The sequence below is a fragment of the Pseudomonas sp. H3_D04 genome (assembly GCF_054669175.1).
This window is the reverse complement of the sequence record NZ_CP162801.1, coordinates 3,320,797-3,346,781: the sequence shown is the minus strand read 5'-3', so window position 1 is coordinate 3,346,781 and position 25,985 is coordinate 3,320,797. Positions and strand designations below refer to the sequence as shown.

Annotated in this window: 21 protein-coding genes and 1 pseudogene; 10 read left to right on the top strand and 12 right to left on the bottom strand. The window is 57.5% G+C overall.

Features of this window, described 5'->3' with window-relative positions:
* Positions 1-272: 272 nt before the first annotated feature.
* Positions 273-632 (top strand): DUF6124 family protein, encoded by a 360-nt coding sequence (locus AB4N91_RS15570; protein WP_460110898.1) that lies wholly within the window; start codon positions 273-275, stop codon positions 630-632.
* A 242-nt stretch (positions 633-874) separates the two neighbouring features.
* On the opposite strand, the gene AB4N91_RS15565 is transcribed toward AB4N91_RS15570, so the two are convergent.
* Both AB4N91_RS15565 and AB4N91_RS15560 read right to left on the bottom strand, forming a co-directional pair.
* Entirely contained in the window at positions 875-1,789 is a 915-nt protein-coding gene (locus AB4N91_RS15565) for an AEC family transporter (protein WP_234452944.1), read from the bottom strand.
* Positions 1,790-1,920: 131 nt separating this feature from the next.
* Entirely contained in the window at positions 1,921-3,027 is a 1,107-nt protein-coding gene (locus AB4N91_RS15560) for a mandelate racemase/muconate lactonizing enzyme family protein (RefSeq protein ID WP_083377142.1), read from the bottom strand.
* Positions 3,028-3,287: 260 nt separating this feature from the next.
* Between AB4N91_RS15560 and AB4N91_RS15555 the strand changes: the two genes are divergently transcribed.
* Entirely contained in the window at positions 3,288-4,022 is a 735-nt protein-coding gene (locus tag AB4N91_RS15555) for a FadR/GntR family transcriptional regulator (protein WP_154911574.1), read from the top strand.
* Positions 4,023-4,155: 133 nt separating this feature from the next.
* On the opposite strand, the gene AB4N91_RS15550 is transcribed toward AB4N91_RS15555, so the two are convergent.
* Positions 4,156-5,088 carry a LysR family transcriptional regulator gene (locus AB4N91_RS15550; protein ID WP_169857350.1) on the bottom strand — a complete coding sequence of 311 codons (933 nt, stop codon included), beginning with the start codon at positions 5,086-5,088 and terminating at the stop codon, positions 4,156-4,158.
* Between the two features lie 138 nt (positions 5,089-5,226).
* Here AB4N91_RS15550 and AB4N91_RS15545 point away from each other — a divergent pair, with 138 nt between their 5' ends.
* The 3 genes from AB4N91_RS15545 (at position 5,227) to AB4N91_RS15535 (ending at position 8,459) form a co-directional block, all read left to right on the top strand.
* The gene (locus AB4N91_RS15545) at positions 5,227-6,540 is read left to right on the top strand and encodes an MFS transporter (protein ID WP_200668185.1); all 1,314 of its coding nucleotides are present in this window, start codon (positions 5,227-5,229) and stop codon (positions 6,538-6,540) included.
* A 62-nt stretch (positions 6,541-6,602) separates the two neighbouring features.
* Positions 6,603-7,352: a creatininase family protein gene (locus AB4N91_RS15540; protein ID WP_033038802.1), complete on the top strand. Its 750-nt coding sequence runs from the start codon at positions 6,603-6,605 to the stop codon at positions 7,350-7,352.
* A 276-nt stretch (positions 7,353-7,628) separates the two neighbouring features.
* Positions 7,629-8,459: a type 1 glutamine amidotransferase domain-containing protein gene (locus AB4N91_RS15535; protein ID WP_460110863.1), complete on the top strand. Its 831-nt coding sequence runs from the start codon at positions 7,629-7,631 to the stop codon at positions 8,457-8,459.
* A gap of 925 nt (positions 8,460-9,384) precedes the next feature.
* Here the strand turns inward: AB4N91_RS15535 and AB4N91_RS15530 are convergent.
* Positions 9,385-10,260, bottom strand: a complete 876-nt coding sequence (locus tag AB4N91_RS15530) for a LysR family transcriptional regulator (RefSeq protein ID WP_145310800.1) — start codon at positions 10,258-10,260, stop codon at positions 9,385-9,387.
* Between the two features lie 99 nt (positions 10,261-10,359).
* Between AB4N91_RS15530 and AB4N91_RS15525 the strand changes: the two genes are divergently transcribed.
* The 5 genes from AB4N91_RS15525 (at position 10,360) to AB4N91_RS15505 (ending at position 16,895) form a co-directional block, all read left to right on the top strand.
* Entirely contained in the window at positions 10,360-11,529 is a 1,170-nt protein-coding gene (locus AB4N91_RS15525) for a mandelate racemase/muconate lactonizing enzyme family protein (RefSeq protein ID WP_154911576.1), read from the top strand.
* Positions 11,530-11,632: 103 nt separating this feature from the next.
* On the top strand, positions 11,633-12,940 hold the full coding sequence (dctA, locus tag AB4N91_RS15520) for a C4-dicarboxylate transporter DctA (RefSeq protein WP_145310796.1): 1,308 nt from the start codon (positions 11,633-11,635) through the stop codon (positions 12,938-12,940).
* Positions 12,941-13,062: 122 nt separating this feature from the next.
* The gene (locus tag AB4N91_RS15515; protein ID WP_145310816.1) at positions 13,063-13,935 is read left to right on the top strand and encodes an isocitrate lyase/PEP mutase family protein; all 873 of its coding nucleotides are present in this window, start codon (positions 13,063-13,065) and stop codon (positions 13,933-13,935) included.
* A gap of 588 nt (positions 13,936-14,523) precedes the next feature.
* Positions 14,524-15,699: a DUF2252 domain-containing protein gene (locus AB4N91_RS15510; protein ID WP_318192328.1), complete on the top strand. Its 1,176-nt coding sequence runs from the start codon at positions 14,524-14,526 to the stop codon at positions 15,697-15,699.
* A gap of 83 nt (positions 15,700-15,782) precedes the next feature.
* Positions 15,783-16,895, top strand: coding sequence for a hypothetical protein (locus AB4N91_RS15505; protein WP_010459008.1), 1,113 nt, complete (start codon positions 15,783-15,785; stop codon positions 16,893-16,895).
* Between the two features lie 167 nt (positions 16,896-17,062).
* Here AB4N91_RS15505 and AB4N91_RS15500 read toward each other — a convergent pair whose 3' ends face one another.
* The 8 genes and pseudogenes from AB4N91_RS15500 to AB4N91_RS15465 all read right to left on the bottom strand — a co-directional run bounded on the left by AB4N91_RS15500 (position 17,063) and on the right by AB4N91_RS15465 (position 25,978).
* Positions 17,063-17,968, bottom strand: coding sequence for an amino acid ABC transporter substrate-binding protein (locus tag AB4N91_RS15500; RefSeq protein ID WP_154911578.1), 906 nt, complete (start codon positions 17,966-17,968; stop codon positions 17,063-17,065).
* Positions 17,969-18,016: 48 nt separating this feature from the next.
* A complete protein-coding gene (potE, locus tag AB4N91_RS15495; RefSeq protein ID WP_154911579.1) occupies positions 18,017-19,357 on the bottom strand; it encodes a putrescine-ornithine antiporter in 1,341 nt (446 codons plus the stop codon).
* A 78-nt stretch (positions 19,358-19,435) separates the two neighbouring features.
* The gene (locus AB4N91_RS15490) at positions 19,436-21,736 is read right to left on the bottom strand and encodes an Orn/Lys/Arg family decarboxylase (RefSeq protein ID WP_154911580.1); all 2,301 of its coding nucleotides are present in this window, start codon (positions 21,734-21,736) and stop codon (positions 19,436-19,438) included.
* A 34-nt stretch (positions 21,737-21,770) separates the two neighbouring features.
* Entirely contained in the window at positions 21,771-22,145 is a 375-nt protein-coding gene (locus tag AB4N91_RS15485; RefSeq protein ID WP_154911581.1) for an Orn/Lys/Arg family decarboxylase, read from the bottom strand.
* Positions 22,039-22,537: pseudogene (locus AB4N91_RS15480) on the bottom strand (Orn/Lys/Arg decarboxylase N-terminal domain-containing protein); the annotation flags it as partial. The gene AB4N91_RS15485 and the pseudogene AB4N91_RS15480, both read right to left, overlap by 107 nt.
* A 157-nt stretch (positions 22,538-22,694) precedes the next feature.
* Entirely contained in the window at positions 22,695-22,943 is a 249-nt protein-coding gene (locus tag AB4N91_RS15475; protein WP_154911583.1) for a hypothetical protein, read from the bottom strand.
* Between the two features lie 479 nt (positions 22,944-23,422).
* Positions 23,423-24,583, bottom strand: coding sequence for an iron-containing alcohol dehydrogenase (locus AB4N91_RS15470; protein ID WP_154911584.1), 1,161 nt, complete (start codon positions 24,581-24,583; stop codon positions 23,423-23,425).
* 3 nt (positions 24,584-24,586) lie between these two features.
* Entirely contained in the window at positions 24,587-25,978 is a 1,392-nt protein-coding gene (locus AB4N91_RS15465) for an aldehyde dehydrogenase family protein (protein WP_154911585.1), read from the bottom strand.
* Between the last annotated feature and the right edge of the window lie 7 nt (positions 25,979-25,985).

The following is a 25,985-nucleotide window of genomic DNA, read 5'->3' as shown; positions in this document are numbered from 1 at the left end:
GAATCCGCCGGCTTGTGCGCTTATGGGCCGCTCGGTAACTTGATTCGTGTCACTGCCCTTCAGTGATCGGGTTTAGCAGCCCGGGGTTACAAGCAAGCTGCACGAGCTCTTGTCAGTCAGGCATTCCCACGCCTGCACTTGATGGTGGTTGTGCGCAGGGCGCCTTCGGGCGCGCCGGCTTTGCTAGCTTCCCCGGTCTGCTAACCTGCGTACAGCTGCCTCCCTCTCGTTTAGCAGCAAGAAGGTTGGCGCTCAATTTGAGAAGCGAGCTTATGTTCAAAATTACACCTAACCCACCAGACACCGATCCAGTGTCCCCCTACGAACCCGATTCAAAAAAACTCAACGAAGCAGCCGAACGCGCCCTCGATTTCCACTTCCCATCAAACGCCGATATCAAAGCCACCCCGCGTACCTCCAGCAAACTGTTTTCCGTGGACCCAGAAGCCACAGCCGAAACCCTGGCGGTTTTTTTGGTCGAGACGTTGGCGTCGGTCGACGTGATGGTCCATCAGTTGGTGGATCATCTGGAGGGGGAGTCGCGCTATGCCTTGCTGGGCATTTCAAACAGCATCATGGTGGCGGAGATTACGGCGAACCGGATGTTGGATAGGGTTGAGCCGTCTAAGTAGTTGCTGACCTGTGGTGAGGGGGATTGCTTGCACTGGGTGGCGAGGCGGCCTTAACAGATGGGCCTGCTGCGCAGCCAGCGGGAGCAAGCTCCCTCGCCACAGGTTGTTTGTTCTATTTGTGTTTGTAAAAAACGGGACGCTTGGCGTCCCGTTTTTTAGGGGGTGGTATCAGCCTCCGGCGCGTTTATTTAACGCCTCTGCCGCTGCAGCGATTCCAGCCTGGCGCCTGCGCGAGCCAGCAGTCAAGCAGCGGCAAGCCCGCCATCAATCAGGTAGATCGCAAAGGAGAACGTCACGATCGACAGCACGGTGCTGACCAGAATGGAGGTCGCGGCTTCGCTTTGATAGGCGCCGGTCTGGTTCGCAAACATCGCCGGGATCGTCGCCGATGGAAGGGCGCAAAGCAGGATCATCTGTTGTGCGTACAGGCCATGAGTGCCGAGCAGTACCGTGGCGCCGAACATTAACACCGGGTGAATGAGCAGCTTGAGCCCAAGGTTGCCCCAGACTTCACCGGACATTTTCAGTTTCTCCGACGACATGATCAGTCCCAGGCACAGCAGGGATACACCGGGCGTGGCCTTGCCGAGCAGGGTGAAAGACTCCGCCGCAAGCGCAGGCAACTCGACCTGCAGCACGGACAGTAGGATCCCCAGGGCCGGCGCCCACATCAGGGGACGACGTACCGCCCCTGAGAGGCTCGACAAAAACGCCTGGCCGCCACTGGCCTTTCCATCGGCGATGGTGAGCAACATGGTCGTCAGCGGGATCATCACCAGGCTCGCGACCAGGTTGAGTACCAGCACCGAGTAGATGCTGCCCGCGCCGAACATTGCACCCAGGATAGGGATGCCCATGAAGGCGGCGTCTGGATAACCGTTCACGAAGCCCTTGAGCGTTGCCACCTTGAGATCGCGAGTGCTGAACCAGCCGATTGCCAGCGCTATCGTGTACATGCCCATGATGCCGATGAACGTCGCCACGATGAACTTGAAGTCGAAGAGCTGTTCACGGGGCGTGCTCGCCATCCCGACAAAAAGCAGCGCCGGGAATATCCAGCCCAGCACCAGGCGGCTGATCAGCAGGCTGTCCGAATGGGTCAGCCGTCCGCGCTTGCCGGCGATATAGCCCAGCGCGATCACAAAGGCGACGGGCAAGATGGGTCCTACGATCCTGTCTAACATGTCATCAATCCTCGTATTTATTTTTATCAAGAATGTCGTCATGGCTGATCGAGGCCGACACGTCGGCGTCGATCAACGTTGCAATGAGCCAGCGGCTTATGGGGTCAAGGTTTGAAGCGGTAATCCCGGATGACGTCCTGGTCAGGCTCGATGCCGAGTCCCGGCCCTTGCGGTACGTCGATGCGTCCGTTACGCGGGATGATGGCGTCGCCATAGAGTTGCGCTTCGAGGTCGAAGTAACGCCATTCGACCAGTGACTTGGCGCCGCCCAGGGCTGCACTTCCATGCACCGCCGCCAGCAGGCCGGGGCCGTCATAAAAGGCGTGGACCATCACGGTGACGCCATGGGCGTTGGCCAGTGCATAGACTTTTTGCAGTTCGGTGATGCCGCCCATTTTGGCGGGGCTTGGCTGCACGAAATCCACCGCGCCGGCCTCAAGCAGGTGCTGGAAGTCCATGAGCGTCGAGGCATTTTCGCCAGCCGCAACCGGGATGCCGCCGTGCGCGCGCACCCTTGCCAGCCCTGAATAGTCTTCCGGCGGCCACACCGGTTCTTCGATCCAGCGAAGGTTCAACGGGCGAAGTTTCTCGGTCATGTCCAGCGCTTCGCGCACCGTCCACGGAGCGTTGACGTCGAGGGTGATTTCCACGCCGGGGCCAGCGGCTTCGCACGCAGCGCGGATGACGTCGATATCCACTTCGTGCAGCTTGAGGTGGCGGAAACCGCTGTTGACTGCGCGCTGCACATTGACGCGGATGAGTTCGGGGTCTGCATACCGGATCAGGCTTGCGTACGCCGCAAGAGACGTGGCCTCACTGCCGCCCAGCAACTGGTAAATCGGTTTTTCGGCGGCTTTGCCCGCGATATCCCACAGCGCGATGTCAATCGCCGAGAGGCCATAGATGAACGCGCCGCTGCGACCGAAAACGTGAAACTTCCTCTGCAGATCGCCCTGTAATTTCTCCCGTCGAGTGACATCGCTGCCAATCAGTTCAGGCGCAAGGATGGTGTCGATCACCACTTTTACCGCCGGGATTGCGGTGAAGCCGAAGGTTTCGCCCCAGCCAACGATCCCGTCGTCGGTGGTGATCTTGACCACGAGAGAGTCGACCATTTGCAGGTCTTTCGGCCCCCAGACCCCGCCGGCCGACGGGCCGCCCGTGGTGAAGGGAATACGAAGCGGAATGGTTTCAATGCTGGCAATTTTCATAGGATTGCGCCTCAAGCGGGTTGCGAAGCTGACACGGCAATTTTTTATTCGTCCGTATCAGGTTGAGGGCAACGTACATCACATCCTGTTGTCCTTCAACAGAACAACTGCGGCATTTCAGCAGGCTTTAATCTATTTATTAGATAAGTCATTGTTTTAATTGGATTAAGTGTTTGATGTGTTTTGCGAATTTCAGTTTCAACTGTCAGGAACAAGTCTTCTGATGTAGATTAAGTAGACAAGTGAGGGGAGAAAAAAGAATGAGTGAAATGAATGTGCAACCCGTAACCCGCCGACCTCATCTGGCCGAGCACATCGCCCGCTCGCTGAGCGATGAGATTGCTTCCGGGCGGCTGCGGCCGGGAGACCGTTTGCCCACTGAACAGTTTCTCTCGCAGAACTTCGGCGTCAGCCGCAACGTGGTGCGCGAGGGCATCGCCACGCTGCGGGCGCAGGGGCTGATTCAGTCTCGCCAGGGCGTAGGCGTCTTCGTCTCCGCCACCTCCCAAGCGTCAGAGCCTTTGGCACCGCAGGCGAGTGCGCCGATCCTGGACGGTGACAACACCATCCGAAACATGTTTGAAGTGCGGGCCGTCCTGGAAAGCCAGGCCGCCGCGCTCACCGCCTCGCACATGACCCCGGCCAAGTTGAAAGTCATTCAGGCCGCGGTCTTGCGCATGCAATACGAAGGCGAACCGACCCTGGAAACGGTCAACGCCGACCTCGATTTTCACAGGGCCGTTGCGGCAGCGTCGGGCAACGACTATCTCGAGACGATGATTCGCACAGTGCTCGAGCCAATGCGCGCACTGATCACCATGAACTTCGCGCGGCGCGGCCCGGTGTTCAGCAACATTCCTCACGCGGCGCGAGGGGAGCATGAAGAACTCGTGCAGGCTTTTATCGATCGAAATGCGACGGCGGCACGCCAGATCATGGGGGAACATATCGTCAACGCAGCCTCGCGATTCGGCTACGAGATCACATTTTTCTGATGATTTGAGCCGAGCGGATCTTGTTTCGTTGTTCTACAACCTGGTCAGGTTGTTCCTTTGGCCTTTCGAGCATCTCGAACGCGTCTGTTCCATCAGCAGAGAAGGCGAGGCAATAGGGATGACTTGTCTCTGGTCAGGCACTCGGCACTCCCGTATCAGACGCAAACATCGGCAAGCGCTGCAACATCCAGTTCAGTAGCTCTTGAGCAGGGGCGGCCAACGGTCGGCCGGACTTCACCAACAGTTTTGCTTCAACCCCAAGAAGCAACGGATGGTCGATCGATACCGCCGCCAGGCTGCCGTTGGCGATTTCCCGATAGGCCGCGAATTCGCCGAGCAACGAAGCAAAACCGCCGTCCTCCACCATGCGCTTGAGCGCCGCGAGGGAGTTGCTGACGAGTACCGGGCGGATCTCGATTTTCTCGGCATACTCGAGCATCTTGATCGCATGACCGATACCGAACGTCGTGGGTGTCAGGACCAGTTGGCAGGCGAGGATATCCTCGACGGTTGCCGCCGCGCCCCGCGATGCCAACGGATGATCCGGGCGAACCAGCAGCATCACCGGTTGCGAAAACGTCGCGCGGTAGTCGATGTGCGGATGCGGCGGCGGATTGTACGCAAGGCCGATGTGCGCACGATTTTCGGCGACTTCGTTGAGGACATCGTCGACGGGCAGAATGTCCAGCCGCACATCGAGCTTGGGGTACTGCTTGCAGAACGGCGCGAGCACGTTGTCGACCAACGCGTCGACATAGCCCTCGCTGATGACGACGCGCACATGGCCTTGCTGCAGGCCCTTGATCGCTTGCAACTGATCTTCGAGTTTCTCCTGGTGCGATCGATAGCCGCGCCAGAACTCCAGCAAGTGCGCCGCGGCCTCGGTGGGCTGAACACCGCGTGCCTGGCGCTCGAATAGTTTGGCGCCGATTTCCTCTTCCAGCAGCTTGATCTGGCGCGTGATCACCGAGGGCGACGTATTGATGCTGTCGGCCGCGCCACGGATCGATCCGTGAGTCAGCACCTCATGAAAATACCGAAGCCGTTGTTGATTGATTTCGCGCATGCCGGGAACTCTCTCCAGAGATGTTGCGTTGCCTGTAGAGCAACACTACACGAACTTAGTTGCTCTTGCTGGTCCTGAGGTGCCGGTGCAACATTCTCTGACACGAACTCGGACCAACAAGAATAACGGGAGATTCGCATGTCAATTCTTCAGGCGCCGGCACGAAGTGATGCCATTTCAGCCCTTTACCGCAAGCTCAACTGGCGGCTGCTGCCGCTGCTGTTCATCTGTTACGTATTTGCGTATCTGGACCGGATCAACGTCGGCTTTGCCAAACTGCAGATGCAAAATGACCTTGGTCTTTCCGATGCTGCCTATGGTGCGGGCGCCGGTATTTTCTTTCTGGGATACGTATTGTTCGAGTTGCCGAGCAACCTGATGCTGCCGAAGGTCGGCGCGAGGAAAACCTTCAGCCGTATTCTGGTGTGTTGGGGCATCACCTCGGCCTGCATGTTGTTCGTGCGCAACGTGCCGATGTTTTACGCCATGCGCTTTCTGCTGGGTGTGTTCGAAGCCGGTTTTGCACCGGGCATGATTTATTACCTGTCCTGCTGGTACGGTCCCAAGCGTATGGCGCGGGCCATTGCGATCGTGTTTATCGCCGGCCCCATTGGCGGCATTGTGGGCGGCCCACTGTCTGCGTGGTTGATCACCACGTTCCAAGGCGTTGGTGGTCTGGCCGGCTGGCAGTGGATGTTTTTGATTGAAGGCTTGCCGTGCGTTTTCCTCGGTGTGCTGACTTTTTTCATCCTTTCCAATCGACCCGCTGAGGCGCGCTGGCTGAGCCAGGAAGAAAAGGCCTTGCTGGCCAGTGAGCTGGGTGAATCGACCGGGCGCGTCCATTCGTTCCGTGCAGTGTTGCGCGACCCGAAAATCTACATTCTCGCCAGCGCCTATTTCTGCATCATCTTCTCGATCTACGCCATGAGTTTCTGGCTGCCGGCAATCCTCAAGGCCCAGGGCGTCAACGACACCATGCAACTGGGTTGGTACGCCGCGATTCCCTATGTCGCCGCCGCTTGCGGCATGTACTGGATAGGGCGCCGGTCGGACCGTGTCGGTGAAAGACGCTATCACTGCGCAGTGCCGGCGGGGATCGGCGCGATCCTGCTCCTTATGTACCCTTTTGCCGACGGCAACCTGATGGCCGCGCTGGCACTGCTGACCGTGGCAACCGCCATGATGTTCATGGCCTACACCGTGTTGTGGGCGATGCCCTCCGAACACATCAAGGGCGAGGCGGCGGCAGGGGGCATTGCCTTGATTAATACCATCGGTCTTTCCGGCGGCTTCTGGGGGCCGGCCATAATCGGCTGGGCAAAAACCGCAACCGGCAGCGCGAATCTTGGCGTCGTTATCGTGGGTTGCGTATTTTTGTGCGCAGCATTGGTGATCCTGTCGACCAAGCCGAAAACGCGTGACGGCGCGATTCCGGAATACAGTGCGGGTTGATCTGTTGCCACCCGCGTCCTTTGTCATGTTCCGCAAGGAACCCTTTAAAAGAGAGAACTCAAATGCTTTTACACCTGTCGACCTGGGCCGAGATCGGCCAATTTCTTCAACGCAGCCGCACCATCGTGATCCCGATTGGTTCGAACGAACAACACGGTCCTACCGGTCTTCTGGGGACCGACTGGATGTGCCCGGAAATCATTGCCGGTGAAGCGCAAAAAAACGCAGACATCCTGATTGCACCGACCTTCAATATTGGCATGGCCCAGCACCATCTTGGGTTCCCTGGAACCATCTCGCTGCGTCCGTCGACCTTCATTGCGGCGATTGGCGATTGGGTGCGCTCGCTGGCCGCTCACGGGTTTGAAAAAATCCTCTTTCTCAATGGCCACGGTGGCAACGTTGCATCGATTGAGGCGGCGTTCTCTGAGCTCTACGCCGAAGCCAGCTTCGCTCGACGCCCAGCAGGGTTCGCGCTGAAGTTGTGCAATTGGTGGGACCTTGAGGGGGTAGGGGAGCTTGCGCGCGAGCAGTTTCCTACGGGGCACGGCGTTCATGCCACGCCGTCCGAGATTGCGGTCACACAATGGGCCTACCCGGATTCGATCAAATCGGCTGAATACTCGCCGCAGATCGCCCCTTGGGGCCCGATCCGCGAAGCGATGGACTTTCGCGCACGCCATCCCGATGGCCGCATGGGCTCGGACCCGGCGCTGGCGACGCCAGACAAAGGTCGTGAACTGGTCATGCTGGCAGCACAGAGCCTGGTGCGGGAGCTGGACGCTTTCAGCCGCGAATCAATGCCCGGCTGAACAATCACATCAAGTCTTTTCAATTGGCCAACGCCCGGTATTTCCGGGCGTTGGCACGTCCTGTTTGAGGAAATCCCTATGATCGTTGATACGGAGGGTTATCCATGCCCGGAGTTTGCACCGAGAAAATTTCAACCACGGGCCGAGCACTTCAGCGACAGCAAGCCCCAACTATTGATTACCCAGTGTAATAAGTGAAATTCAATTCAGGGGCTCTATCACTCTCTGCTCTAGTAATAAGATGGCGCCAACAAACCACTGCTACTGGAGAATCGCGTGAAAAAAACCATTATTGCCGCCCTGCTAACCGCTGCCGCTAACTATGCCAACGCCGGTACGGTATTGGTTGTACTGTCGGATCAGGCTCAACTGGACCTGAAAGACGGCAAGGTCATGCAAACAGGCTTCTTCCTGAACGAATTAATGCAACCGGTGCAGACCTTCATCGAGGCGGGTCAAACCGTCGTATTTGCCACCCCTAGCGGCAAGGCGCCAACCGCAGACCAGAAATCCAATGATGTGAACTTCTGGGGCGGCGATGAAAAGGCCCGTCAGGAAAGTCTTGCGCTGCTGGACACGCTGAAGCTGACCTCGAAGAGCGGCTCGCCGGCAATCAGCTTCGCGCAGGTTCAGAAAATCGGCTACGACAAGTTCGATGCCGTATTCGTGCCTGGCGGTCATATCCCGATGCAGGATCTGCTGAAGGACAAGCAACTGGGCCAACTGCTGACCAACTTCCATGAAAAAGGCAAGATCACCGGCTTCACCTGCCATGGCACCATAGCCATGTTGTCGGCGATCCCGGATGCGCACGGTTTTGTCTCCGCACTGGAATCGGGCAAACAGCCGGCAGCGCCAGCCAATTGGATTTACAAGGGCTACAAAGTCACCGCCTTCACCGACGCGGAAGAGGAGCAGGCCAAAGGTTTCCTCGGCGGCGGCCATATGAAACTGTTCCCGCAGGATGGCCTGACGGCAGCCGGTGCTAACTTCTTTGAAGCCAAGCCATGGAGCGAGAACGTGATCGAAGATCGCGAAGTCATTTCCGGCCAGAACCCACAGTCGGCCAAGGCAGTCGCCGTGGCCATGCTGGCGAAACTGAAGTAATCCTGGGCGGCCGTTCCGGGCAAACCGGGCCTTAGGTGCTGGGGTCGATCTGCTTTGGCTCCAGCGCCACCGTCTATCCCGACACGCTGCACGCTAATGTGGCGGAAGACGACCCCCGCACATTTCGTCCAAGCCCAAGGGCGGCTTCGTAATACCTCGTTTAGAGATTTACCGCCCGATAGTTGTTGTTCCCGCCTTCCAATGCCCGGCTTCAAATTCTTGTGCCAACGACGTTATCGCTTGGTAGAGGGCCTCGTACAAAGTACCGGATTGGTCCGAACTGAAGTCAAGATGTGATCGATAATCTGCTAAGTCGCATCTCACCTGGCTACTTATATGCGTTCGACCTGACCCATTATGTGCATTGCACCTGACTAACCAGATACCAAAGTTGTAAGCGGCGGGAATCGACCCGGTGAGGCTGGCGACAAACAGCAATCGGCTGTGGCAGGCTGATTCAAGAGACCACGTTGCAGACACATTTGCGATGCTCACCCTCGTAATCACGGCGGTCGCTTCCTGAGTTTTTTTCGATGCTTTCACCGCCTGTAGGAAGTGCGTATCAGCTTTTCAACAACTCTTGAAAACGTATGTTTAAGTACCCTCAAGGTTACGTCCTGAAAGCTGCAAAACCTTGCGCCCTTGCCTTCGACTGCACCAGAGTTCGCCGGCTTGTACGCTTTTGGGCTGCTCGGTAACTGATTCCCGTCACTGCCCGTCACTGCCCGTCACTGCCCTTCAGTGATCGGGTTTAGCAGCCCGTCGTGACGAAGCGTATCTGCATCCAGACAGGCAGGTCATTTCATGCCTGCACTTTATGGTAGCTGTGCGCAGGGAGCCCTCGGGCACGCCGGATTTCGTCTCCGCGTTTTCGACGGCCCCAGCACGCCATGGGTTGATTTAAAACTGGAGACGGCCAATGGAGCTAGTCGCCCACTCTGGCCCAGAACTCTTCAGCAGATGGACTGAGTGGCGCTGTTGGGCGGGTCAGGTGAATCTCCAGCGGGATATCCCAGCTTTCATCGAGTGCCCTGACTAAGCGTCCATCCATTATTTCCTGCTCGGTGAGGCTCTTGGGCAACCACGCCACGCCTTTGCTTTCCATGGCCATGGACATCAGCACTGCCGCGAGGTGGCTGCTGAAAAGGGGTTTGAGGTGAAGGTAATCTTCCTTGCCATGCAGCCGGTGAGCAACGATGCGCCCCAGTCCGGACTCATGTGTGTAAGCGAGGTAAGGCAATGCCGCTGGGGAGGTGCCGAAGTGGGCGGAAGCACTGGCCAGTGGAACGAGAACGTCCTCACCAACTTTCTTGCCGATGAACTGGTCAGGGGCCAGCAAGGGTGGAACGTCGGGGTGGCGGTGGCAGAGCAGAAACTGAACCTGACCATGTATCAGCATCTGCTCACAGACAGCCATGCTGTCTGAGTGCAGTTGCACAGCCTCGATTGGGGCACCGTTTTCCGCGCTACGAAGCCACCTTGGAAAAAAAGTAAACGAGAGGGAGTGAGTTGCGGCGAAGTGCAGGGATTTAGCGGCCATTCCCGCCACTTCTTGAGCTTCGTTGCGCATTCGGTACAAGCGCCTGGCAGCCTCCTGAGCACTCGGCAATATTTGCCTCCCCGCTTCGGTCAGGGTCGCCCCTTGAGGGGTGCGAACGAACAGTTGTACGCCCATCCAATTCTCTAGGGAGCGGACTCTACGACTGAATGCCGGCTGAGTAACGTGCCGCGCTTCAGCCGCGCGAACGAAGCTGCCGTATTCCGCAAGGGCTGAAAAATCTTCGAGCCAGACGAGTTCCAAAGGCCATGCCTCCTGTGCATAGGGTGCGGCATTAATAGCATTGGGCGGGGGGCATCGCAAAGCATAACGTGGGGCCATCAACAACAAGAGGAACCCGTCATGCGTATCGTAGACATCCGTGAAAAAACCGTCTCCATCGCTTCTCCAATCGCCAATGCCTATATCGATTTTTCGAAAATGACCTGCTCGGTTGTCGCTGTCGTCACGGATGTGATTCGCGATGGTAAACCTGTCATCGGCTACGGTTTCAACTCCAATGGTCGCTACGGTCAAGGCGCACTGATGCGCGATCGTTTCCTGGCGCGGATCACTGAAGCTGATCCAGATACTCTCGTCGATCATGAGAACAACAACCTGGATCCGTTCGCCATCTGGAAAGCCCTGATGACCAACGAAAAGCCAGGAGGCCACGGCGAACGTTCAGTTGCAGTCGGCACGATTGACATGGCTGTGTGGGATGCCGTTGCCAAGATCGAAGGCAAGCCGCTGTACCGCCTTCTGGCTGACCGCTATCGCGGTGGTGTCGCCGACGACAAGGTCTGGGTCTACGCAGCAGGTGGTTACTACTACCCTGGCAAAGACCAGACCAAGCTCAAAGCAGAAATGCAGAGCTATCTGGATCGCGGCTATGACGTCGTGAAAATGAAAATCGGTGCTGTACCTCTGGATGAAGACATTCGTCGTATTGAGGCTGTGCTGGAGGTTGTCGGCGATGGCCGCCGCCTGGCAGTCGACGCTAACGGTCGCTTTGACCTTCAAACCGGTATCGCTTACGCCGAGGCGATCAAAAAGTACAACCTGTTCTGGTACGAAGAAATCGGCGATCCGCTGGACTACGCGCTGCAAGCTGAACTTGCCAATCACTACGAGCTGCCAATGGCTACAGGTGAGAACCTCTTCTCGCACCAGGATGCTCGTAACCTGCTGCGCCACGGTGGCATGCGCCCTGATCGCGACTACCTCCAGTTTGACTGTGCACTGTCCTACGGGCTTGTGGAGTACATGCGCACCTTGAAAGTGATGGAAGACATGGGCTGGTCTTCGCGTCGTGTGGTTCCGCACGGTGGCCATCAAATGTCTCTGAACATCGCCGCAGGCCTGCACCTTGGCGGCAACGAATCCTATCCAGACGTGTTCCAGCCTTTTGGCGGGTTCGCTGACGGGATTCGCGTAGAAAACGGCTACGTGGGTCTGCCGGATATTCCGGGTGTCGGCTTCGAAGCCAAGTCCGCCTTGTACGCCGTCATGCGCGAGCTGGGCGAGGGCTGATAGCGCCCGAACCGTGGCTTCTTCGCTGGAGGCCACGGTTATCCGGCGTCTTCCCCTGACGTCACGCCACACGCCCATCACAACAATAAAATGAGGTGCTTCCGTGGAAATCTCCAAGTCCCGCTGGTACAGCCAGCTGTATGTGCAGGTGCTGATCGGTATCGTCATTGGTGCCGCAATCGGTCACTTTGAACCGCAATTCGGAGCCAAGCTGCAACCTTTTGCAGACGGCTTTATCAGACTCATCAAAATGCTGTTGGCCCCTATTATTTTTGGCACCGTGGTTGTCGGTATCGCCAAGATGGGCAGCATCAAAGAGGTCGGGAGAATTGGCGTTAAATCGCTGCTCTACTTCGAAGTTCTTTCAACCATCGCACTGGTCATCGGCCTTATTGTGGTCAACGTCGTAAAGCCAGGCGTTGGGATGAACATCAATGTCGACACGCTGGATGGCAGTTCAATCGCCAAGTACAGCCAGGCTGCCAGTGAGCAGGGTGGCACCGTCGATTTTTTCATGAACATCATCCCGCATACGTTTGTCGGCGCGTTCTCCAATGGCGTCATGCTCCAGGTCATCCTGCTGTCGGTGCTGATGGGGGTTGCCCTGGTTCAAATGGGTGAAACCAGCAAGCCGCTGATCAATACCATTGATCTGTTCCTGCAAGGCCTGTTCAAGATCGTGGCAATGGTCATGCGTCTGGCTCCAATTGGTGCTGGTGCCGGTATGGCTTTCACTATCGGCAAGTACGGAATCGGTACGTTGTTGTCACTTGGCCAGTTGTTGATAGCACTCTACGCCACCACCCTGATCTTCATCGTGGTCGTGCTGGGCACGGTTGCTCGATGGTCGGGAATGCCCTTGTTTCAGTTTCTCCGTTACTTCAAGGACGAGATTCTGATCACGCTCGGAACCTGCTCGACTGAGGCTGTGCTGCCACGAATGATGGTCAAGCTTGAAAAGCTGGGCTGCAGAAAGTCGGTCGTGGGTATGGTGCTGCCGACTGGCTACACCTTCAATGCGGATGGCACCTGCATTTACCTCACCATGGCGGCGATTTTCATCGCGCAGGCAACCAATACACCGCTGACGTTTATGGATCAGATGATTCTGTTGGGCGTCTTCCTGCTGACCTCGAAAGGCTCGGCTGGCGTGGCGGGGGCCGGGTTCATCACCCTGGCGGCAACGCTCACAACCATCCACTCCATTCCGTTGGTAGGCCTTGTCCTGCTCCTGGGCATCGACCGGTTCCTGAACGAAGCGCGAGCCGTGACCAACCTGATCGGCAACGGTATCGGCACTATCGCCATTGCCAAGTGGGACAACTCGTTTGATGTCGAGGCCTGCGAGCGTGAAATGGCCGCAATGAAAAACGAAAAGGCAGAGCGTAAAGCCTTGTTAGCGCAAAAGTAATCAGCCTCGCTTACCGGCCATTGCGCTTCGAACTGGGTGTAATGACCGGTAGCTAATGCATGTTTCGTACTCGCAAGACGATTCAAGCGATGTACTCAGTGGAAGGTGATGGAGCCGAAAAAATGATTGAGCGATCTCATCATGAACTACGTAAGGCGTTCGGTGATTTGCTTCATGGAACAGTCTGTAAATTTGCCGCATCCGTGTTCGATCCGATCTCCGTTCGAATGGCCTCTGACCTTGGCTTTGAGGTCGCGATTCAGGGGGGATCCATCGCCTCGCTTCAAGTGCTTGGTGCCCCAGACATCTCGTTGCTCACGCTCGATGAATATTCAGAGCAAGTTTCCAGGGTTGGTCGCGCCAGCCAAATCCCGATCATTGGGGATGCTGACCATGGATTCGGAAACGCGCTCAATGTGATGCGAACAGTCACAGAGTTACAAAAGGCGGGTGTTGCTGCGCTGACACTCGAAGACACGCACCTACCCGCCAGGTACGACGAGCAGTCGAGCGTGCTCATCAATATGGAGGAGGCGGCGAGCAAGATCTACGCTGCACGATTTGCCCGGTCAGACGATGCATTGAGCATCATCGCCAGGACGAATGTGGCCCTCACTACTTTGGACGATTCGATTGCTCGGACTACGGCCTATGAGAAGGCTGGGGCAGACGCTGTTTGCCTTGTTGGCGTCAAGGACTTCCAGCACTTGGAAGCACTCACAGCGCATCTTTGCGTCCCGATCATGCTCATCAACTACGGTAATCCCGCACTGAGCGATGTTGAGAAACTGAGTGCGGCTAATGTACGGATTGTGGTCAATGGACATGCCTCCTATTTGTCCGCGATCAAAGCGACTTACGAGGCGTTACGCGAACAAAGCGGCACAGCGGGGCGCGAGCTTTCGGTCTCTGAGTTGCTTTCAAAATACACACACTCGGACAAATACCGCGAATGGGCAACGACCTATTTGAAGTCAGATAACGTCTCCGTTTGAGCTTGAGACGGTCACCTTGTAAACCCGATTCAAAAAACTCGACGAGGAATACCTCGGCTTCCACTTCCCGTCGAACGCCGATATCAAAGCCACCCCGCAGCCGAAAAAAAAGGGGACGGATTTATTTTTCCATCGAACGCCCGGTAGATCCGGGCGTTGGCACATCTGCTTGAAGGCATCCCATCACTGAACGCTTTTCCCGTCGCTGCATTGATTTTTGTCAGAAATGCGAATGCCATCTGGTGTTAGCGTTTTGATGAACAATGGCTACGGCCTTGCCCTGATATGGCTCATTACAACCGTGGTTGACTCAATGGTGCCCCAGAGAACAAAGGAGCGGACATGTCTCGCAACAAGCAGAGTCCTATCAAAGGTACGTTGAAGGACGCAAAAGGCATGGAGAACGATGAACCGATATTTCGCTCGCGCAAAGAACGACTGGAAGCAGGTGAGCGTTTATCCGAGAGCGTGCCGCACGCACTTCACGCCGTTTGGAAGCCGAAGCGTAAACACCGCGACCCGATTGAAATCCTGGAAGCGTCTAACCGATATCGCCTGCCCAATCTGATTCCGGTTCGCTACGGGCGCATGTTACGCAGCCCGTTTACCTTTTTGCGTGGCTCTGCCGGGGTGATGGCTCATGACTTGGCTAATACGCCGAACACAGGCATTCAAGTCCAAGCCTGCGGGGATTGTCATCTTTTGAACTTCGGACTTTTTGCCACTCCTGAACGCAACCTGATTTTTGACATTAACGATTTCGACGAAACGCTTCCAGCCCCCTGGGAATGGGATGTAAAACGCCTCGCAATCAGTTTCGTCGTGGCTGCCCGTGACAACCGGCTCAGCGACAAAGACGCCCAGGCGATAGCGGTCCAGTGTGTTCGTGCTTACCGCGAGCGCCTGCGTAAACTGTCTAAGATGAGCCCGCTGGACGTCTGGTATGACCGCCTGGACGCTCAAACGATCATCGACATGGCCCCCAACGCCAAAATCAAAAAGAACCGAGTTCAGCTGATTGCCAAGGCCAAAGCACGCATCGGCGAATACCTTTATCCGACAATCAGCAGCGTAGTAGCGGGACGTCGACGCCTGCTCGATCAGCCACCGATACTGTTTCATATCTATGAAAAGGACTTTGCACAACGTGTGCAGGTGGCGCTGCAAGACTATCGATTATCGCTACCGCTTGAACGGCGTGTGCTGTTCGATCGTTACCGTCTCGAAGACTTTGTCGTCAAGGCTGTCGGGATCGGAAGCGTCGGCACCTATTGTTTTGTCGGCCTGTTCTTTTCTGCTGAAAATCACCCGTTGCTCCTTCAATTCAAGGAAGCCTGTCCTTCGGTGTTGGCTCCTTTTGCGGGCAAGAGTGACTTTGAGAATCAAGGTGAGCGCGTGGTCACCGGGCAACGCCTGATGCAGTCCTCCAGCGATATTTTCCTGGGCTGGACGCAGGGGGAAAGTGGCCGGCATTTCTTCGTCCGGCAGTTACGAGACATGAAAATGGCGGCCCCTGTCGAGGGCGCGACGGTCGATCAGATGAAGCTGTATGCCGAGTTGTGCGGTCTCACACTGGCCCGTGCCCACGCCAAATCCGGGGATGCTGCGCTCATCAGCGGCTATTTGGGCAAGTCGGACACCTTCGATCTGGCTATTGGCGAATTTGCCCAGAGCTACGCCAAGCAAAACGCGAAAGACCATGCCTCGTTGGTGGCCGCTGAAAAATCAGGGCGCATCAAAGTGTTGATAGAAGAAGACTTATGAAACCGATCCAGTGCGCAGTCATTACCTCGCGTGCTGAACCCGATTGCCCAGTGCAACAGAACAATACGTTGTGAGGCAAGGTCATGGATCACGATCTTTCAACGGCGAAGACCAGGCTATTGCCGGGCCGTACTCGTCAAGTAGCGCTCTTCTTCGTTGCCTGCTGCGTGACCGGGTGCACAACGATGGGACCGAACTCGATTCAGCGTGACCGTACAGATTACAGTGCAGTTATTGCCTCGACCTGGAAAGAACAGACACTGCTCAATATCGTCAAATTACGCTACGCAGATGCGCCCGTGTTCCTCGAAGTTTCCTCGGTCATTGCCTCCAGCGCGATGCAGAGCCAGGTCACCCTCGCAGCGAGTTGGTATTCTGGACTTCCCAGCGATGGAAACAGCCAGGCCATAGGGGCATCCGGGGTGTACACGGATCGTCCGACGATCAGCTACACCCCGCTTTCCGGGGAGAGATTCTCTCGTTATTTATTGCAGCCCCTATCGCCGGCTGCCGTGTTTTCCCTGATTCAGGCCGGCTATCCTATCGATCGCGTCCTGCAATTGACCACCAGCGCCGTTAATGGTGTCTATAACCGATCCACATCCCCCTCGCGTTTTCGAGCAGCAGATCCGCGTTTCTACGAGTTACTGGAGGCCTTCAGACGGATCCAGCGCTCTGAGTCGCTGGGGATGCGCATCAATCAACGAAGCAACGATGAAAGCATGCTCGTCCTGATCTCGCGGGACGTCTCCGACGACATCGAGAAAGATCGCCGAAAGGTGCGCGAACTCCTTCACTTGAGCCCCGATGCCAGCGAGCTGAATCTAAAGTTCGGCATGGTGCAGCAGGATGATACCGAGGTCGTGCTACTCACTCGTTCCATGTCGGAAATCTTCGTGGAGCTGGCCGCTACCATCGAGGTTCCACCTGCCCATGTGCAAGAAGGACGTGCAAACCCGGCGCCTGCCGCGCCTGAGCATCCAAGCCCATGGGACGAACCATTAGTGCGCATTCACTCAAGCAGGGAGCGGCCAATCGATGCCTATGCAGCCGTTCGCTATCGCGACTATTGGTTCTGGATCGATGACCGTGACATGAAATCCAAATCGGAGTTCTTGTTTATTCTTGTACTGTTTTCGCTGGCCGAAACGGGCGTGGCGCCACAGACACCTGTGATCACCGTGCCCGCAAACTGAGCGACTGGAGTGGTGTCAGGTACCACTCGGGAGCGGGCTGAACCGAGAGTCTTAAAACGTGGGCACCCACCTGATAACCATCTGCGCGAAATCTTCGCCGGATGCGGTTTTGTCCTGCGCCGATGATTGAAAGGCCGCCCGCAGGCGGCCTGTAGCTAACGATGTCACTAAGGCAACGCATACACCCTGAACAATTTTTTCACTATGTCGTTGGTCCCCCCCAGATATTTGTCGTAGCCCTTTTCGATGGTGCCCGAACGATAGGCTTCGCTCAGGGCCGTATCGACCAGCAAGCGGAAGTCTTCGTCATTACGCTCCACGATCATCGCCACCGGCGAGTACTCGAATATGCGATCCAGGAGCACCAGGTTCTTCGCAGCACCCTGCTTGGCTATTTCGTTTTTCAGCAACATACGTTCGGCGAAGAACGCATCCACCTTGCCGTCGGCGACCAGGCTGATGCCCTCATCGTTGTTGGCCACGGTTACCAGTGACGCAATCACACCCAGCAGGCGCATCCTCTCGCGAATCCAGTCTTCGGTCACACCGCCCTCAATGGTGGCGTATGTATTGTTAGCCAAGCCATTGTTGATGCTCGCACGCCAGGTCGGGCCACTGTTGGCGACTTTACCACTGAGCACATTGAGCAGCGGTTCGGAGGCGTCCTTGCGCACAACCACAGAGAGGCCGGCGGTATAGATCGGGATTGAATAACTGATCATCTTGCGCCGTTCCAGGGTGGGCGGCGTCGGCGTGCAGAGGATATCGACTTTTCCCTGGTTCACCGCATTGACCTGATCGGAAACCTTTACAGGCTGATAGCGCACTTGCAGGTCGGGCAGGCCCAGCTCGCTCTCGAGTTTCTCGGCGATTTTAAGACACAGGTCGATGGCATAGCCGCTGGCCTTGTCGCCTTCCTGTGCGCTGAAGGGGGCCAGGTCTGGCAAGTAGCCCAAGGTGAAGGTGTGGCTGCTGCGCACGCGTTCAAGGGTGTTGGCGCTGGCCATTAGCGACAGCGTCGAGAGCGCGAAAACAAGCAGCAATCTGGTGGTTTTGGCAAATGGTACGTTCATGTCCGGTTTCCCCGTATGCAGATGTCTGTGCAGTCCTGATTGCCACGCCTAAGGATTGCCCGCCCTGACCTGTTCGGCGGGCGGCGCATCAGTGAAACGCTTGGCGAGGAAGCCGTAGAGCAGGTAACCCACCGCGAGCACCAGGGTGCCGCCCATCACCGCATCCTTGCCGCAGGCATACAGCGCATACAAGCAGTACGTCACCGCAATAAGCAGTATGACCAGGTTGCGTGAGTAGATCGCCGTTGAGACCCCGGCCTTGTACATGATCACCAGCAGGCCGGTCAGCGCGGTTATATAAGGAATGAGGTTGGTCACCGCCGCCAGGTTGACCAGCTTGCTGAACTGAGCGGCGGCATCCGGTGAAATGGTCGACAGGGCCATCAAGGTTTGCAGCACGCCGCAGACGATCATGCCGACGACGGGGGCGCTCATGGAGTTGACCTTGCTGAACAACTTGAGGAACAGATTCTGGTCGGCGGTCATCTTGGCGGTTTGTGCCAAGGTGAATTGCCAGCCCAACAGCGAGCCGACACAGGCCATGACCGCCAGGGCCATGACGATATTGCCCACCATTGGATTGAACATTGTCGCGTAGACCAGCGCGAAGGGTGCCGTGGACTGGGCCAGCTCAGCATTGGGAATGATGCCCTGGATGACGGTGGTCGACAGCACATAGACCACGGCTGCACCCAAGGTGCCGAACAGGCAGGCCAACGGCACGTTGCGTTTGGGATTCTCCACGGCATCGGTGGCCTGGGCCGCCGACTCCATGCCCAGGAAAGCCCATAGGGTCAAGGGGATGGCTTTGGCGATGGATTCGGAAATGGGCAAGTTGTTCGGGTTCCAGGCCGCGGTCAGTACATCGGGCTTGAACCAGAACCAGCCGATGATGCTCAGGCCCGCTACCGGAATGATCACGCCCCAGACCGTGAAGGCGCCGATCTTGCCGGTGATGCTAGGGCCGCCGAAGTTGGCGACGGTGGTCAGCCAGATCAGCGTGATGGTGCCTATGCAAAGCGGGATGGCACCAGTACCCAGCCAGGGCACGAAGGCGGTCATGTAGCCCACCGCAGAGATGGCCACGGCCACATTGGCGATGGCCAAGGACAGGAAATATAGGTACGAACAGAGGAAAAACCCCGACTTCGCATGGGCCTCTTCGGTGTAGGCGGACAAGCCGCCAGAACGTGAGCAGAAGACGCCGCACTGGGCAAAGCAGTAGGCGATGGCCATCGAGCCAATCGCCGTGAAAACCCACGACAACAGCGAGACGGCCCCCAGTTGGGCCATATTGGTCGGCAACATGATAATACCCGAGCCCATCATGTTGACGGTGACCAGCGTCGTAAGCCCCATGAGGCTCATTTTTTTGCTTGAATCAGCCATCATAAACTCCTTGCCTTATGCCATCTTTGGAACCAGGGCCCGGCAACGTGCAGCTCGCGGCCGGATAGGGGTTGATGCTTACTGCTTGACCACGTAAATCTTGTAGGTCGGGCGCCCCTGGCTATCACGCTCAATCTCCACACCATGATTGTCATGCTCGAAGCCCGGGAAATGGCCGTCGAACAATTCCATCGCCAGCAAGTAATCGATGATGGCTTTCTTGTCGGCACCGGCCTTTTCTCCAGGCATCATCAATGGGATGCCCGGTGGATAAGGCACGATCTGAACAGCCACAGTGCGATCGAGCATGTCGCGCACGGCGATTTGCTCGATTTCGCCTTTTACCAGCTTCGCGTAGGTGGCCCGCGGCGAAGCGACCGGGTCCGGCAGCAAGGTGTAGGCCGCATCCATGTTGTGCAGCATCTGCGAGCTGATCATGTCCTGATGCATGGCCTCGGCAAGGTCCTTGAGGCCCATTGCGCCATAGCGCTCAGCATGACTGTTGACCAGGCCAGGCAGCACTTGCTCCAGCGCGCGGTTGTTCTCGTAATGCTTCTTGAACTCCATCAAACCGGCGATCAGCGAACCCCATTTGCCCTTGGTCACGCCCAGGCTGAACAGCACGAGAATGGAATAAGGTTCGGTCTTCTCGACAACGATGCCGCGACTGGAGAGGAAGGACGACACCAACGGCGCAGGAATGCCGCTGCTTTCCATCTGGCCTTCGAGCGTCTGGCCCGGCGTCAGCACGGTGACCTTGATCGGGTCGAGCATGCAGTAATCGGCGCCCAGGTCGCCGAAGCCATGCCAGCTCGCCCCCGGCTTGAGAACCCAGGCGTCGCCGTGATGCAACACCTGGGGATCAAGTTCGGCGAAAGGAACGCCGTTGACCTCATCAGGTTGCCAGACCCCAAACCACCAATCCTGACTATCGCGTTCACGGATTTCATTGCTCAGACGAACCATTGCCTGGCGAAAGGCAATTGCTTCGTCGATGGATTCATCAGTCAGGTAGCCGCCGGCGTCATCCATCATCTTTGAAGAGACATCGATTGAGGCAATGATGCTGTACTGCGGTGACGTCGAGGTGTGCATCATGAACGCTTCATTGAACAGGGCCGGCTTGACCTCGACCTTGCCCGAGCGGACATGGATCATTGAGGCCTGTGAAAGTGCTGCCAGTAACTTGTGGGTCGAGTGAGTGACGGTAACAGTGGCATCGTCAGGGTGGCGTTCGCCACGGTGCATGCCGTAGCGACCCTCATAAAGCGGGTTGAAGCGCGCGTAGGCATACCAGGCCTCGTCATAGTGGATACGGTCGACGCTTTGGCTCAGCTCGCGAGTGGTGGTCTGTACGTTGTAGCAAAGGCCATCGTAGGTTGAATTGGTCAGTACCGCGAGCACCGGGCGTGCCTGTTTATTGGTCGCCAGCGGGCTGTCTGCCAGTTTCTGCGCAACGGCAGCCGACTTCAGTTCCAAAAGCGGCACCGGTCCGATCAGGCCTCGCGCATTGCGCCTTGGACGCAAATACAACGGCACTGCCCCGGACATGTTCAACGCATAGTTCAAAGACTTGTGGCAGTTGCGATCGACCAACACGGCGTCGCCGTCGGTTACGGCCGAATGCAGGATGATTTCGTTGCTGGCCGAACTCCCGCCGACGGAGAAAAAAGTGAAGTCGGCACCGAATACCCGCGCAGCGAACTTTTCCGCGGCGTCCACGGGGCCTGAGTGGTCGTTTAGCGAACCCATTTCGCTGACGGAAACACTGAGGTCGGAGCGCAGCATTTGCTCGCCGTAAAAGTCGAGGAAGGTACGTCCGACAGCGGTCTTCATAAACGCCGTACCGCCGGTATGGCCCGGAGTGTGCCAGGAATACTCACAGGTATCGGCAAAGTTGACCAAGGCGCCGAAAAAGGGCGGAAGAATGGTATCCAGATAACGGCGGGCGGCTGCTTCTATGCGCCCGGCAATGAACTCGGCACTGTCTTCGGGCTGCCAGATAAACCCGTCAATGCACTCGATGAAAGCCAACGGGACTCGGCTCTGATGGGCCTGGCTCATGCCCAGCATAATCGGCAATTGGGCCGTTCTCCGACGCATCAGCTGGATAAGCTGCAGGCCCTGATCCGGTGCCCGCTCACACAAGCCCCATCCAATAATCGCGCAACAATAAGTCGAGTTGGCCTTGATGGCGATTTCGGCCTCATCGAGCGACCGCAACCATTCAACGGCCACCTCATGTTCATGCAGCGCTGCGGCTATGGATTGCACACTGCGCACCAGAATGTTGTCGTCGGCCTCCAGAGCATTGGCCACAATCAGCACGGGGTAGCGTCGCGCCAGATTGGCGGGCAGCTTCGTTTGCGAGTGACTCATGTGAATCTCCTTGCGCAATGATGAGGGTCTAGCATCAGGCCTTGAGCACGTAACCGTAGGCGCGAGTTCGACCGCCCTCGTGTTTGAGATAGACGCCTTGCAGTTCCGGCGTGAAGCCGGGCAATCGGTTGATGCCTTCTTCCAGGGCCAGGAAATACTTCAGTACCGCGCCGCCGCGGATTTCCCCGGGCACCACGCATAAAACGCCCGGTGGGTAGGGCAAGGCGCCTTCGGCGGCGATGCGGCCATCAGCGTCAGCCAACGGCACCCACTCGACATTGCCGCGGATGTACTCGATCTGAGTCGTCGCGAAACAACGTTTCGCCAAAGAAGTCGAAGAACTGCCGGCCGGCCGGATGCTTGCGAAAGAACTGTCCTCCCTGATGAGCGGTGCAGGCAAACGTGGCATTGGGCAGCTGTGGTGTATTGTTTAAGCGCATTGAAAAACGGTGGGAGAAGCGTGTCTTCATAAGACTTCGCAGCGGTTTCGAGGTGGTGGCCGTAATACTCGACGTTGTTCCGCGACAGGTCGAAAACGCCATTGACCTGCAGCAACACATCTTGCAGTTGCTTGTACATGCCTAAGGCATTGCTGACACCACCCTGTGACGCGACCAGGAAAATCGGAATATCGAAACCGGTATGTTTAATGGTTTCCAACGCGCCGGCGAGCACATCGTCCCGGGAAAATACCGCGACAGCGACGTCGGTATAATCGGTCTGATCGAGGGTGACAATATCTCTGGAAGTCCGGAAACAGTTACGAACCGGTAGGCTGGCGGCGATCTTCAAACCGTTCACGGCATTACCTCCAAACTGGCGCATAGCCTTGCTTTTGAGGGCAGCCAACATGCCGGTTACTTCAAAAACCTTAATTCAAATAACTGGCAATATTGGGGACGGACCTTTCCTGGTCAGGTAGTCGTTTTTTCTTTCAATGCCACACGTGTCTTGTGGATCAAGCGTGAGAGAGTTTCTTTTCCAAGTGAGGCCCATCGTGCCGGTTTAAAGATTGGCTGTTCGGGACTTCTTGTGATAACTGAGAATAACTTCCAATCATGTGTGGCGCGTGCGGGGCATTAATGCGCGCGTTCAATCGCTCAACAAATGATTCAGCTCCTTGAAGGCTGTGAAAACCTGCGACCCACTCATCCATGTGGACCCACCAACGATTCTGCAGAGGATCTTTTTTAATAAGGATTTTCATTGAGCGGGCTCCGAAAATACAGGGGACAATCATCCTGATGTGTACTGAGTTGTCCTTTCTTTTTAGTATTCGCCGCAGGTGGAAAACGTTTTGAATACGTCGTTTCGTGTTGGGAATCGTGTACTCAATCAATCAGCATTTGATTGATCAAAATCAACAAATTCAGTCTGGCCCTCTGTTGCCTTATACCGTGCATCGGGAATTAATTGCCGGTCTCATGACCGTCATTGCTTGAACCCTGGCAGTTTTATTGGTCGAGACACTGGCCTCTGTCGCGATCTGATCGGATCAGCCCCCGCACGCTGATTCAACGCCTTTTCCGCCGCAGCAAATTCAGCCTGACGCCAGATGATCACGTCGCCTGTCGGCGGTCCCTGGACGCGGCGGGCTTCGAAGCCGACAACACCGCGAGAGTGGCGCCGGTCCAGATCGCCGACACCGGGCTTCGTCCATGCCTTGGGTCTGCACAGACAACGGCACTAAGTTCTGCCGTGACAGGCCGCGTCGAAAATGCTTGCCGCGCCAGCCCGGGTCAATGGCAGCGGGTTACCGCCGGCAGAGGGGTCGACAATGGCCATGTCCGCGATCAGGTCGGCCTGTTGGTCATCCACGCCCAACTCGACCAGCGTGTGAGGCACGCCGATGTCTTTGCGCAGTTTGAGGATGAAGGCCAGAAAGCTGTCGAAGCCGGGCGAGGGCAGACGCAGATAAGCCGCCAGGCGCGTGATGCGTTCTTCGATGGCGGGGCGATTGAATTGCAGTACGTAGGGCATGAAGGTGGCGTTGGTCATGCCGTGATGGGTGTCGTACAGCGCGCCGACCGGATGCGAGAGGGCGTGCATGCCGCCCAGGCCTTTCTGGAATGCGGTGGCGCCCATCGCGGCGGCGGCGAGCATTTGCGCGCGCGCATCGAGATCGGACGGGGTGTGGACTGCCCGCACCAGCGCGTTGGCCACCAAGCGGATGCCTTCCACTGCGATGCCATCGGCCAGCGGGTGAAAACCAGGCGCGCAGTAGGCTTCCAGGCAGTGCGCCAAGGCGTCCATGCCGGTGCCGGCGGTGACTTTGGCCGGCATGCCGACGGTCAGGGCCGGGTCGCTGATGACCACGCGCGGCATCATTTTGGGGTGGAAGATGATGCGTTTGGTGTGGGTGCGTTCATCGATAATCACTGCTGCGCGGCCGACTTCCGAACCGGTGCCCGCCGTCGTCGGCACCGCGATAACCGGAGCGATTTGGCTCTCGTTGGCGCGTGTCCAGTAGTCGCCGATGTCTTCGAAATCCCAGACCGGCCGGGTCTGGCCGCTCATGAAAGCGATGAGCTTGCCCATGTCCAGGCCGCTGCCGCCGCCAAAAGCCACCACGCCATCGTGTTTGCCGGCGCGCCAGGCATCGAGTCCGCCTGCGAGGTTGGCTTCGACAGGATTGGGCTTGAGGTCGCAAAACAGCGCGACGCCGAGGCCGGCGGCACGCAAGGAATCCAAAGCCGCCGTGGTGATCGGCGCGCGCCCCAGGCCGCTGTCGGTGACCAGCAACGGTCGCTGGATACCCTGGCTGCGACAGACCTCGGCCAGCTCGCCGATGCGACCGACACCGAAGCGGATGCTCGTGGGGTAGTTCCAGTTTCCGGTCAGGCTCATGGCTCAGATCTCATGGCGCAAATGGAAGGATTTTGCTCGGGTCAGATGCTCGTAGCCCAGGCGCGATAGCGTCACGCCGCGACCGCTGTTCTTGACGCCGGTCCAGGCCAGGGCCGGGTCCAGGTAATCGCAGCGGTTCATGAACACGGTGCCGGTGTCGATCGCGTCGCCCAAGCGTTCGGCGGCGGCGAGGTCCTGAGTCCAGACGGAAGCGCTGAGCCCGAACTCGCTGTCGTTCATCAAGGCAATGGCCTGGTCATTGCTGGTCACCGGCATGATGCCGACCACTGGACCAAAACTTTCTTCGCGCATCACCGACATGTGATGGCTGACATCGACCAGCACCTGGGGCGCGAGGTAGGCGCTGCCGGGTGCGTCGAGGGGAAACGCCTTCGGATCGATCAGCGCTGTTGCGCCCTTGGCCAGCGCATCGGCGATCTGCCCGCGCACAAATTCAGCCGCGCCCGGATTGACCAGCGGACCGAGTGTGGTGGCTTCGTCCAATGGATTGCCCAGTACGTATTGATTCGTCAGCGCGACGAATCGCTCGACAAACGCCGGGTAGATTTTTTCATCGACATAAATGCGCTCGACGGCGCAGCAGCTTTGCCCTGAGTTGAAGAAGCTGCCGTCCACCAGGTTCTCCACCGCGTGGTCGAGGTTGGCGTCTGCGCGGACATAGGCCGGGTCCTTGCCGCCGAGTTCCAGGCCCAGGCCGAGGAAGTGGCCTGACGCTGCGCTTTCCATCGTTCTGCCACCGCCGACCGAGCCGGTGAAGTTCACCTGCTGCACGCGGCCAGAGGCAATGATTGCGGCGGTCTGGTCATGATTGAGCAGCAGGTTATGGAACAGGCCTTCGGGCAGATTGGCGCGGCGAAACGCTTCGGCGAACCGTTCGCCCACCAGCAGCGTTTGTGAGGCGTGTTTGAGGATGACGCTGTTGCCGGCCATCAGTGCCGGAATAATCGTATTCACTGCCGTCAGATAGGGGTAATTCCAAGGAGCGACGACCAGCACCGTACCCATCGGCTCGCGCTTGATACAGCGGCGGAAACCGGCGACAGGCGTGGGTTCAATGGCTGCCAACGCTTCGGGTGCAATGGCGATCATATGGCGGGCGCGCTCTTCGAAACCGCGCAGTTCGCCCGCGCCAAAGCGCACGGGGCGGCCCATTTGCCAGGCCAGTTCCGGGACGATTTCGTCCTTCATGGCCAGCATCGCGTCAACGGCGGCACCGCAAAAATCGGCGCGCTCGTTCAGCGGTCGGTGCTTCCATTGCGCCTGGGCCGCTGCGGCAGCCGCCAGCGCCTGCTCGATCTGCGCAGCATCGGCGCAGCGACGTTCGGCATAGACCCCGCCATCGACCGGTGAAATGAGTTGAATCGTTGCAGTCATGATGGCG